The sequence below is a fragment of the Lysinibacillus sp. FSL K6-1151 genome, from assembly GCF_038630755.1.
Lineage (GTDB): Bacteria > Bacillota > Bacilli > Bacillales_A > Planococcaceae > Lysinibacillus > Lysinibacillus fusiformis_D.
On the sequence record NZ_CP152040.1, the window covers coordinates 2,389,436 to 2,401,107 of the forward strand.

The following is an 11,672-nucleotide window of genomic DNA, read 5'->3' on the forward strand; positions in this document are numbered from 1 at the left end:
TACGAACCATTACAACAACACATGAAAGCAATGGACATAAAAAAATGGCGTCGGTTACTTACCAAAGTCATCCCATTACGGCATAATCAACAGCTACATCTAAAAATATCAACAGCTTTTAATTTTCATCTGTCTACCTAATAGGCAGCATATCACCACGAATATGTGCTCTTCTTTCTTTGTTCATCTTGGTAATTAACTAGATTCCAGATGAAAGATCGAAAGTATATGGTTTAAATTGGGATAATAATATAAAATTTATATATATACCATTTTTATTGTAGCTAATAGTGTTGGGATTGGGGGCGGAAGTTATAAAGAAGAAATTATGGAGTACAGGTTTATTACTAGTATGTATTTTTCTCGTTGCTTGTGAGTTCAATCAACAGGAAGGGAAAGAAGCGTCTACTATTGCTCAAAAGGTGAATACAGAAGAATTTATACCAAAGGCGATAAGCCCTGGTAATTTTAGTGAATACGATATGGCACTTAAGATGGATAATGACGGGAAATTTCAGCTAGAATCAACCGTTGTCGTTAAAAACCTCTCTACCGATGATTGGGAACAATTGATATTTTATTTTATACCTAATATGTTTACAAAAGCTGTCTCACCCGAACTGGAGCATCCATCGACCATTGCGTTCCATAACATTACCATTGATGGAAAAACGGCAGCTTATACTCTTGAAAAAGATTCACTCAACATTCAGCTTCAAGAAAAATTGAAACCTCATCAAGAAATGAAAGTTTATTTTTCCTATGAGTTCACTCTGCCTGAAGAGGGCTTAAGATTTACGAAGAGTAATGGTAATTATCATTTAGCTCAATTTTATCCGATGCTTGCCACATATAGAAACCATCAATGGAACAAAGAAGATTATCGTTTTAGAGGAGAGACGTATCATACTACATTCAGCAATTTCAAATTAACCTATGACATTCCTCAGGAGTACACGTTGGTGTCTTCATTTGATCAAGAGGCATTTCCAAGCCCAAACAAAGGGTTACTTGAAGTTGAGAACGTGAAGGAAATATTTGTTGCTCTAGTAAAAGATCCAATACTAGTGGAAAAAGACGAAGACATCGCCATTAGAGTATTTGGATTTGAGGAAAATAAAAAGGAATTATATCAAGAAATAGCAGACGAGGCTTCAGCTGTCATAAATTATTTTGAAGAAATAATGGGGCCGTATCCTCTCAAACAACTAGATATTATCATAGATGGAATGGGCATGGAGTACCCAGGAATTGTAACAGCCCATACGATTTACAACAGTGGTCCTAGTAGTTCTGAGCAGATTAAAAGTACAGTGGTTCATGAAATTGCCCATCAATGGTTTTACGGGGTCATTACCAATGATCCTTTTCATCATGCCTGGTTAGATGAAGGCTTCGCGGTATTTGCTACAAATCTATTCAACTTTAAAAAATTGAATCTGAGCAAACCCTATACGATTTACAGCATTGATCCAGACCTAGTGCTTCCAGTCAATTTACCACTTGATCAATACCAATCTGATATGAGTGCATATGTCTATGGAAAATCGCCTGCAATGCTCTTGAATTTGTTTGATGATAATGAAGAAATCAAAGACATTGAACAATTTTTAAAAAGTTACTATCAATTTTATAACTATAAAGAAATCGATTCCACAGAATTCGCGCGATTCACAAAATACTATTTTGATTTAAAGGACGATTCTATATTTGAGGGATGGTTAGATCTAGATAACATTAAAAATGAATGATTTAGCAATAGGTTCTCCACGAAAGAAAAGGGATATTGTGCAAGCAGTATCTCTTTTTTTATGTTCAAAATATATCAGCTTCACGATCAGGATTTAACCACCTTTTAGAGAAAAAAACATAAATTGAAAATTAAGTATTCTCTTAACGCTAATAATAAACTATACTTACAATTAATTATAGTTATAGAACAGGAGAATTGTCATGCTAAAACGGTTATTTTTTGTAAGTTTTGTATTTTATCTATGCTCTTTGATTTATGTAGAGGATAATAGCTATGTCCATGCAATTAACAAAGATGTAGTATTTTTTGATAGTGGTACTGCTATAAATGGTAGGACGATGTTACCGATGAGAAATATATTTGAATCATTAGATGCAACTGTTGCCTGGGATTCCTCAACCCAAACCATAACAGCAAGTAAAGGGAATACAACTATTCAATTAAAGGTTAATTCGTATAAAGCAATTGTTAATGGGAAGGAGACTTTTCTAGACAACCCACCTACCATTATGAACTCAACTACAATGGTACCCGTAAGGTTTGTTAGTGAGTCTTTAAAACTACCTGTTGAATGGGATTCAACACTAAGAGTAGTTAATATAATCACAGAAGGGAAAAATATTTTTATTTATGTTAATGATCCTACAATAAATACAGATAAGAATTCTAAAATTAATAACTATAATCAATTGGTTGATTTACATAATAACCTTTTATTTGTACTACAAAATTTGGAATATGAAAAATCGTTGTATCCTAATTATTCACAAGATTACCGTAATATATTAGAGAAACAGTTAACATTGTCTAAGCTAAAATTAAAGGTAATGCAAAGAATGGAAGTAATATTAACGGAAATTATAAGACAAGGATAGAGAGACAATTATTCAATCAAACTGATCCTCAACCGACATAAAAGAATGAAGGGTTGGGCATTTGGCTTTGTTATTAGATATGTAATAAAGCGTTAGAAGTTTATAAGGGGAAACTAACTCTCCATTCGCTGGCTATGAATTTTAACGCTGGTTTGTTAGATTGAAGTGTGATAAGAATTCATTTTTGATTAACCATTTCTTCAAAATGGACTCAATAAAGAACATAGACTTATCAATGATTTGAGTGAAGAATGCAGCTCTTTCTTAGTCATTGATTCAACTTAAAGTAAGAACTAATTATTAGCGAATATTACATTGGAAAGGCTACTTTAATATAAAATCCATGAAACTTTTTGACCATTTGAGGACTGTAAATAACAGTCCTCTTCTTTTTGTCGCTTACACGCGTACCAGACTTGAATAATGGTAAGAAGTTTTAAAAGTTAAAAAAATTTAAAAATTGAAAAAATATCCACAATATCTTATCATAGTAATGTAAAAGCTTACATTGAGAAGGGAGGCGGATGCCGGTGTTACGTGCATTAAAAGTAGGACTAGTAATTGAGCGAGCCAATCGGAAAAATTTAGTTGCGTTAGTCGCTGTTGCCATTATCGTTTTCGGCTTTATGTTTTATTTAAAGGCACAGGCCGTTGGTAATCAAATCGTTGAAAAAAAGGGTGACTATTATTCCATCCAGGCTGTACTGTCAAAATTTCAAGTGAAAGATGCTTCAGAATCAGGGGATGGCAGCGATTTATATAAAAATTTAACTAAACAAAAAAGCAAAATTGCTTTACAAATAGCAACATTAACAATGGATAGACAATCTATGTATTATGAGGCTTCACTTCAACTCGCTAAATTAAGGCAAGAGGCATTCGAATTAGAAGGATACGAAAATATTGCCGAGTTGTTACCCTCTAAATTACAAAATTCGATGGACTACCTTTATTTTAAATGGATGATAGATGAGGGAAAGGATACACGATCTGATCTATTTCAATACATACCGTTTTTATTATTTTTATTTAGTCACGTAGGTGCAGGCTGGTACATATTTATTAGCTTCCATACGAGTTCTATCTTACTGGATGACTTTGAGCATTCTAGTTTAATTCAAGGCTTTCCTGTGCGGTTTGATACCTATATTTTATCTAAATGTCTTATTTCTTTGTTATCCATAGTGACTAGTATTTTACTCATTTTTATTTGCGCAAGTCCGTTATGGATACTAAATGGACTTGGTAACCCACTAGAGCCTGTCGGGATTTATCTAGGAAATGCCACATTAATATCTACGCTTCAATATATCGCCATAAGTGTTGGCTATATGTTCGTCATTTCAATTTTTGTCATGCTGTTGTCGATTATTTTAAATGTGCTACTGAAAAATATGTATTTAACACTATTTGTACACTTTATTGTATTCTTTTTACCGATGATTTTTCCATCTCTTATTAGTTTATTCCCCTATAATCCTTTTAATTTTATGAATTTTAATGATATTTTACGAGGAGTACCGGTAGATTTAGCAGAGCCTGTTGCTATTACGATGAATCTAGGCTTAATCATCCTATGTTTAAGTATTATTTTAATGTTGTTTGTGATTAAAACATTCTTCTCAACAGGAAAAATCAATAGGGCATAGGGGAGGGAAAATAAGCATGTGGAGTTATTTTAAATTTGAATTCAAGCAATTTTTTTTGAATAAGAAAAACTTAGCAATCTACTTTTTACTTGCTTTTGCAACCTTTTTTTATGTATTTAAAATAGCACCAGCTTACGATCCGATTGAAAGTGTAGACTCTGAGGAGATTGAGGCGCGCTATTTAACACGTCAGGAATTTTTAGATCATATGGAAGGAAGAAAATTACATGGTCTGCATCCTGCCGTTATTTTTGCTATTGAAATATTTAGCGAGATTAACCCTATAGATAAAGCAAGATTAGATGCATTAGAAAAGGGCAATTTAAAAAAATATGCAGATTTAACGCGTGATTGGTACTACTTTACCAATGCGATTACCTATAAAAGTGATTCATTTTCATATAACTCAAAGTATTTTATAAAAAATAATGAGTATGCAGAAGATGATGCCTTTTATGCTTATTTAGAGCATGCAGTCCGTTATGATGCATATTCGAAAGCAGATTATGAATTATCAACGGAAATATTTGAACAACGCACGGCACTACAAACGCTCGAACGCTTATTAAAGGGTATACTGCCCATTATATTGATTGTCTGTGTGCTACTTTTAGCAATTGATATGGTTGCCAAAGATAGACGCCATCCATCCATTTTGAAGGGGTTTCCGATTAATGATTGGAAAAAGCTCCTGGTGAAAATGGTCGTTGTGCTACTAGGTAGTGCCTTATTATTTATACCGCTTATTGTTGGCTTCTTTATTGTAGGACTACAATCTGGCTTTGGGAATTTGCATTTGCCCTCTCCAGTATATGCGCCGCATCTCGACTGGCGTATGGAAGGTAAATTTGAAATGATGACTTTAGGTACGTTTTTAGGACAATCGCTGGCTTTACTTTTTACCTGGTTCATCGTTATCATCAGCATTGTACTATTATGCAGTATGCTATTCCGCAATGAGATGGTCAATTTCGCTGTTGGCATACTCCTTATTTTTGGTGAAAATTTTTATTTCAGCCGTTACGTTGGCTTTTTCTGGGACGTTCAAAATTATCCAACATCCTATATTCAAGTCGGACAAATTATTTCAAAACAGCGGAATTTTTATTATATGAATGATCATTTAAATTTTACTTTAGGATTACAGTTATTACTTGGACTAGCTGCCATTGTCATTTTTTTCATCATACTGACGGCATCGAACAGGCGATATAAGCTAATTAAATAGGGGTGGTAAAGATGATTGATATTCAAAATATTACCGTGCGATTTGGAGAAATGAACGTGTTAAATAATATTTCCATGACCTTTGAGCAAGGCGAAATGATTGGGCTTGTTGCACCAAATGGAACGGGAAAATCTACATTTATGAATGTGTTGATGAATTATGTGAAACCGTTGAATGGCAAGATCATTTTTAAAGATGGCCTATGCTACTCAAATAAACAAAATGAAGTGAAAATCCACACATTCGTGTCAATGATGCCAGACCAAAGTGACTTGTATAATCATTTAAGTGGGCGAGAGCATTTAAAAATGTTTGCTACGATGTGGAAATCGGATTTAAAACTGATTGACGAAACAATCGAAGCATTAAATATGGGGCATTATGTGAATAAAAAGACAGGTACCTATTCCCTTGGGATGCGCCAGCGTCTATGCTTCGCCATGCAAATTGTTACAAATACAGACATTATGATGATGGACGAAGTGATGAACGGGCTTGATCCAAATAATGTGGAAATTATTTCGAAAATATTATTAAAGAAAAAGGCGGAAGGGAAAATTATTATCATTGCCTCCCATTTACTTGATAATTTAGAGAAATATGCAGACCGAATTTTCTTATTTAACGAGGGAAAACTAATAGATACCAATCAAATAATAGAAGATTTTAGTCAAGCGCATATTAAAACGATTCGCATAAAAAATATGGAAAGTAATACGAAAAAACAGCTTCATGAGCTATATCCAAATATCAAACTTCAAACACTGACAAATGACATGACACTCATCCATTTACCAAGTTCTGAAGCCAGCTTATTAAGTTCACTTACATCTTTTTTAGTTGAGAGAAACGTAGTAGATTTTGCTTTTGGGAAAGTTACATTAAATGATTTGTATGCAATGTATTATCACGAAGAAAGCAATGTGACAGCTAGTTAAAGAGGAACAATCACTTTTATTGTTATAATTAGTTCTTGCTGTAAAATATAATGATTATTTACGGAGCTGCTTTTGACTTACTCTAGTTTCCAAAAACATAGTATTTACTACCTTTTCAGGTTAAGATTACATCCTCAGATAATTATTTATTGTTTGGTCATCATTGTTAAAATAATGTGAGACATATGAATGAAAAATTACGGTGACAGGTCCGCAGGTGATATACTGGTATATCTTAGTATAAGAAGAGGGGTAAAGCTATGAATAAATTTAATAAGACATTAGCATATATAAATGAATTACTTTATGAACCTAATAATTTAACAATAAAAGATATCCATGAAGAAACTCAAAACTCAAATTATGGGGCTGGGCTATTTCAGTTAAATTCTAAATCGGTTAGATTTAGAGTCGCAAAAATAACACCTAATAAGATAGGACAGTTTGTTTCCTTTTGGGAAAAGGATGAAACTAATAAAAACCAAGCATTCTCATATGATAATGCCACTGATTTATTGGTAATAAACACTTTTAATGATAATGGTGATTTTGGCCAATTCGTTTTTCCAAAAGAAGTTCTTTTAAAACAAAACATCCTTAAAACCGTTAATACAAAGGGTAAAATGGCAATTAGAGTTTATCCTAGTTGGGATACTCCCACTAGTCAACAAGCGCTAGCAACACAAAAATGGCAATTACCCTATTTTATTAAAATTGACGATGCTAGTAGTTTGTCAATACATGAGCTATTAAAATTATACTCCAACTAATTTTCTTAAACAAATGAATAAGCAACAGATTTATTACAGAAATTGCGCTATTCATATTTACTGAACAGTTTGAGGGAAGCAATAAATAAGGTATCAACTACTGATTACGATTATCAAGATTTTGAAAAGGATCTATTTAAAATAAGAGCCTTTCTACGATAAGCAAACACAGGGACGATTATTCAATTAACGCAGTCTCTTCTTATATTAGCAGTTTAGTTATTCTTTAATATTACGTGAAGCAAGGATGTGAGTGCATGTTTCAAGATGGATTTCCCAAACATTTAAATGAGGATGTGACGACAGTGGTTGGAATGATTCCTCATAAAACTTATAATCATGTCACGATTGCTGTGTCTGAGGATACTATCCACTATTTTCAAAATAATACCGTGATTAGATTTCCTTATCGTACCTACTACATTGATAGTTCAGATGAAGTTATAGAAAAACTAAGTCTACAACAAAAAATGATTTTGCATTGTATATATTCAAGAAGTTGTGATGGATTTGTACGTCAAAAGCATATTTATTCGTTGCTACAGATGGATTACGAAGACTGGGCTATTCCTTATATCGTCAAAATATGTGATGAATATGTCGTAGAGATAATAGAATTAGCCTATGATATTTTAAAAGAGCAGGATACAGAACGGATTAAGAGATTTTGTCTTGAAAATATTGTGCCATTTTGCAAAAGCTATAATCGAATGATTAGCTATTGGAACGAATTTTACCGATATAGATACAATCATTTTCAAACATACATTGGCAGGAAGTTATTTAGAGATTGTTTTGGTTACTCTAAATCAATGGAGCGCAGGGCAAAGAGAATTGTGGAGCACTTAACCTAAAGTAACTGAGGCTTTAATTGAATAAGACTTATTTCATTTTACGAACGGGCCAGATTGTTGAGGAACATTTTCAACAAAATTGATATTATTGTTGAACTATCGAGTAAGGTTGTGAAGATTATTACTTAAACTAACGGCTCAGGATAGTTAAAGTATATTTAGGGCACGTTACTTCAAAAAAGGAGTAATCTAAATGAAAAACCCATTCTTAATTAGTTCATTTGTGTTTATATTTTTGTTCAGCTTTTCTATGTATTTAGGAAGTCCAGTTTATTCACAAACTACACCTTCAGATAAAAATGAGTATTTACATCCTGCAAATAAGGAAAAAGTTATTGATGAAACTGTAGATGAATTTTATCTGGCATTAAGAGACCTAAAATATCCTATACATCAGGAGGTTTTTCAAAGATATAAGCAGAAGTCAAAGCAACAGCAAAGGCATTTGGATACTGCTCTTTTTAAAGAAATGCCTGATGCATCTGTAAATGTTAGAAAAAAAATATTGTTCAATGAGGTAGAAAAATTAAATTATATTACTTTTGATGGAAATATTCTTCGTACCTACCCTAATATAGATATTAACTACCATCAGACCGTTAGCCCCGATAGGCAAGTTTATTTCTTTTATTCCTTTAAAGACACTGAAAAAGAATTTAAAGGTAATTATGCAATTTATGATGTGGAAACAAAAGAAATGGTGACAGGTGGAAGTACTTATATGCCAAAGCTCAATCTTACAATGAACACTTATGATAAAGAAAGTTTAGAGAAAGTTGCAAAAGGGATGTATTCGTCTAGTTGAACTAACGGTAGCGATAGTGCAACTTCCTATAAGCAATTTTAGACATACTTTAGTTATTTCATTAAAGGCGCAATTCTGCAGCAAGAATTGTGCTTTGTGTAGAATTGAAATAAAGTTGCGATGTTTTAAAAAAAGATACGATGTTTATAAATTATCAAGACCTAATTTTAAAAAAGATAGAAAAATTAAACATACTAACATTAGTAGTACAAACCAGGGCCATGGTTTGTACTACTAATGTTAGTATGTTTCTTCTTTTACTAAAGCACCCGTTAGTTTAAGTGTAACTCTTCACAATTACTTGATATTATATAGTTAAGTAGAAATATAAATTAGAATTTAGTTTATAGTTATAAAAATAAGTTTTTTATACTCTTATAATTCTTCAAAAAGGAGAGTTTATGAAAAAGACTATTGTTTTTGTATTAACGATACTTATATTATTCTCGGGATTCGCAACACAAAGTTATGCGTTGTCAGATTCGAAATCTGTGGCAATACAAGCGTTGCTAGATGATGCCTCTCGTACATCAGGTGTGCCTGGAATGTCAATCTCAATACTTGCTAATGATGAAGTGTTCTACTTTTCTTCTGGGTATGCAGATCTTGAAAAGGGGTTGTCTGCAAGTGAAAATACACTCTATGAGTTGGCCTCGGTGAGTAAAGCTTTTACTGGTATGGGGATTCTGCTATTGGAAGAGCAAGGGCTGCTATCAATGACTGACCCTATCCAAAAATATTTACCTTGGTTTACGTTAAAGTATCAAGGTAAACCTGTTGATATGCAAAGCCTTACACTAAATAACTTCCTTCACCATACCAGCGGCTTAACAAATATTAGACATACTCAAAATATTCCACAAGGCAATACGCCTGATATGTTGCAAAAGACTGTGGAAACGCTGGTAGATGCTGAATTGGCGTTCTCTCCCGGTGAACAATATAACTATGGAACCGTTAATTATGACGTATTGGGTTTGGTTATTGAGATTGTATCACGACAAAGCTATGAAGACTTTATGAGGGAACAGATATTTCTACCCTTAGGTCTTCACCAGACGTATGTTTATAAAGAAGATGCTCAAGCCACTGGACAGTTAGCACAGGGCTACCGTTCTTCCTTTTTCATAACAACTCCATTTAACGCTCCGGATTATGCTGGGAATAAACCTGCCGGCTATATCATTTCTAATACAAAAGATATGGCGCGTTGGATGGGCATACAGATGGGTATCGTGCAGGACATACCCGAAATATTTCACAGGGTTATCGAAAAATCACATAGGGGTGATATGTCTGTTTCGGCTGTCAACGATATGTATTATGCGGCAGGTTGGTCGGTAAACGCCGAACAAACGTTTATAGAACACACTGGGGGTAATCCGAATTTTAGAACCGAAGTAGCCATACTGCCAAATGAACGAACAGCCATCTGCTTACTGAGCAACGGCGCAAATACCAATATAAACCTGGTACTAAAAGTTAAAGATATATTAGACGGCAATCTAACTCAGTCATATGAGATAAGCGGCACACAGCTTTTGGACATCATTTTGTCGTCTACCACAATTATTCTTTGCCTATTGGCCGTTCTGTTATTTCTCTTAGGATTAAGAAAAAGGAAAACGAATGAGCAGCAGCCAATTACAAAAAAGAGAACAATCGTAACAATTATTTTCCTAATCGCTACGATTGCCCAGTGTATAATGTTTTTTGCCTTCGATTGGTCAACGATACTTATTTGGCAAACATATAGTGTTCTTACAGCTTTGATTTCGTCAACATTATTAACAGCAAGCATTACTTGGTATATACTCACCGATAAGATGCCTCGCTCCGAAAATAAGTATAATGTTAAGTAATTAAATTCCACTTTATCAATATTCTTAATTAAAAAAACATAAGACACCTCGGTGTCTACAGTCTGAAACTGCATAAATTTTTATGCAGTTTTTTCTTTACTTTCAAATAATTATTTTGTAAGATAAAGCCAACTTCAAAAGTGGCCAGACCACTTTTGAATTCATTCAGTAAGAGACGCCATCATCTGAAGGTGGTGGATTTTGTTTCTTTTTAGTAGGTACCCAAACACCTACTGAATGAAGATAAAGCCTTTGGATGCATTGTTTATCTGCGCGAAAGGAAAGCGACAGCAATAATTATTCCAAGGCAAATAGATTGACCGAGGAGTTGATCGTATGAATAAAAAAACCGAACAAAAGAAAGTGTTTTTAGATATCGTCCAATAATTACGACAACTTATTAAAATAGAAAAAACACAGGCTGGTGAAAAGTCACCTTCCGAAAGAGTCTTTTCAGAACGTCTAGGTGTCAGGCGATCCTCTGAGAGAGAGGCATTGCGAAGTTTAGAGTTATTAGGTCTTATTGAAACGAGACATGGGGAAGGTATGTTTCTAGCTTCTACATAAAAGCATCAGCTCGTAGAAATATTGTCGATGTTTATATTAGAAGACATGAAAAGGAAGCCATTCGCATTATAAGTTGTACAGAAACTCTGCGAACACTACCAGTGTGGGGCAGTTTTTTTGTAAAGCTAGAGATAGAAAGTACGATTAATTGTCAGGATGTTTTACGAGAAATAATCATCACGTCAGGAAATCGTCTTTCACTAAAAGTCTAGTTTCAGTTAGCAGTTTATGCTGATGACCGTTTAAATCGAAACTCAACAGAAGAAGAAAAATTAATCATTCAAACTATGTTGAAATCGATGCAGCTTGGCTATGAAAAAGAAGCATTAAAAGCTTACCAACAGTGGATGAATGCTGAACAAGGCATTTAG

The 11,672-nt window shown here is 33.7% G+C and carries 9 protein-coding genes and 1 pseudogene; all 10 read left to right on the forward strand.

The features are described from left to right. The first annotated feature begins 293 nt into the window (after nt 1–293). The 10 genes and pseudogenes from MHI04_RS11605 to MHI04_RS11650 all read left to right on the forward strand — a co-directional run bounded on the left by MHI04_RS11605 (nt 294) and on the right by MHI04_RS11650 (nt 11,672). Nucleotides 294–1,751, forward strand: a complete 1,458-nt coding sequence (locus MHI04_RS11605; RefSeq protein ID WP_342503775.1) for a M1 family metallopeptidase — start codon at nt 294–296, stop codon at nt 1,749–1,751. A gap of 202 nt (nt 1,752–1,953) precedes the next feature. Next, nucleotides 1,954–2,628 (forward strand): copper amine oxidase N-terminal domain-containing protein, encoded by a 675-nt coding sequence (locus tag MHI04_RS11610; RefSeq protein ID WP_330493305.1) that lies wholly within the window; start codon nt 1,954–1,956, stop codon nt 2,626–2,628. A 524-nt stretch (nt 2,629–3,152) separates the two neighbouring features. Continuing rightward, nucleotides 3,153–4,277 carry an ABC transporter gene (locus MHI04_RS11615; protein ID WP_342503774.1) on the forward strand — a complete coding sequence of 375 codons (1,125 nt, stop codon included), beginning with the start codon at nt 3,153–3,155 and terminating at the stop codon, nt 4,275–4,277. A 16-nt stretch (nt 4,278–4,293) separates the two neighbouring features. Then, nucleotides 4,294–5,505, forward strand: a complete 1,212-nt coding sequence (locus MHI04_RS11620; RefSeq protein WP_340809019.1) for an ABC transporter permease — start codon at nt 4,294–4,296, stop codon at nt 5,503–5,505. Between the two features lie 11 nt (nt 5,506–5,516). After that, the gene (locus MHI04_RS11625) at nt 5,517–6,443 is read left to right on the forward strand and encodes an ABC transporter ATP-binding protein (RefSeq protein WP_340809020.1); all 927 of its coding nucleotides are present in this window, start codon (nt 5,517–5,519) and stop codon (nt 6,441–6,443) included. Between the two features lie 260 nt (nt 6,444–6,703). After that, the gene (locus tag MHI04_RS11630; RefSeq protein WP_089933558.1) at nt 6,704–7,213 is read left to right on the forward strand and encodes a MepB family protein; all 510 of its coding nucleotides are present in this window, start codon (nt 6,704–6,706) and stop codon (nt 7,211–7,213) included. A 257-nt stretch (nt 7,214–7,470) separates the two neighbouring features. After that, nucleotides 7,471–8,067, forward strand: a complete 597-nt coding sequence (locus MHI04_RS11635) for a hypothetical protein (protein ID WP_058844399.1) — start codon at nt 7,471–7,473, stop codon at nt 8,065–8,067. A gap of 193 nt (nt 8,068–8,260) precedes the next feature. Then, nucleotides 8,261–8,872: a hypothetical protein gene (locus MHI04_RS11640; RefSeq protein ID WP_089933555.1), complete on the forward strand. Its 612-nt coding sequence runs from the start codon at nt 8,261–8,263 to the stop codon at nt 8,870–8,872. Nucleotides 8,873–9,273: 401 nt separating this feature from the next. Further along, nucleotides 9,274–10,734 (forward strand): serine hydrolase domain-containing protein, encoded by a 1,461-nt coding sequence (locus MHI04_RS11645; protein WP_342534845.1) that lies wholly within the window; start codon nt 9,274–9,276, stop codon nt 10,732–10,734. A gap of 399 nt (nt 10,735–11,133) precedes the next feature. After that, nucleotides 11,134–11,672: pseudogene (locus tag MHI04_RS11650) on the forward strand (GntR family transcriptional regulator).

Coding starts and splice junctions, on each gene's coding strand:
- MHI04_RS11610 (WP_330493305.1), top strand. CDS start 1,954: ATGCTAAAACGGTTATTTTTTGTAAGTTTTGTATTTTATCTATGCTCT.
- MHI04_RS11615 (WP_342503774.1), top strand. CDS start 3,153: ATGCCGGTGTTACGTGCATTAAAAGTAGGACTAGTAATTGAGCGAGCC.
- MHI04_RS11620 (WP_340809019.1), top strand. CDS start 4,294: ATGTGGAGTTATTTTAAATTTGAATTCAAGCAATTTTTTTTGAATAAG.
- MHI04_RS11625 (WP_340809020.1), top strand. CDS start 5,517: ATGATTGATATTCAAAATATTACCGTGCGATTTGGAGAAATGAACGTG.
- MHI04_RS11630 (WP_089933558.1), top strand. CDS start 6,704: ATGAATAAATTTAATAAGACATTAGCATATATAAATGAATTACTTTAT.
- MHI04_RS11635 (WP_058844399.1), top strand. CDS start 7,471: ATGTTTCAAGATGGATTTCCCAAACATTTAAATGAGGATGTGACGACA.
- MHI04_RS11640 (WP_089933555.1), top strand. CDS start 8,261: ATGAAAAACCCATTCTTAATTAGTTCATTTGTGTTTATATTTTTGTTC.
- MHI04_RS11645 (WP_342534845.1), top strand. CDS start 9,274: ATGAAAAAGACTATTGTTTTTGTATTAACGATACTTATATTATTCTCG.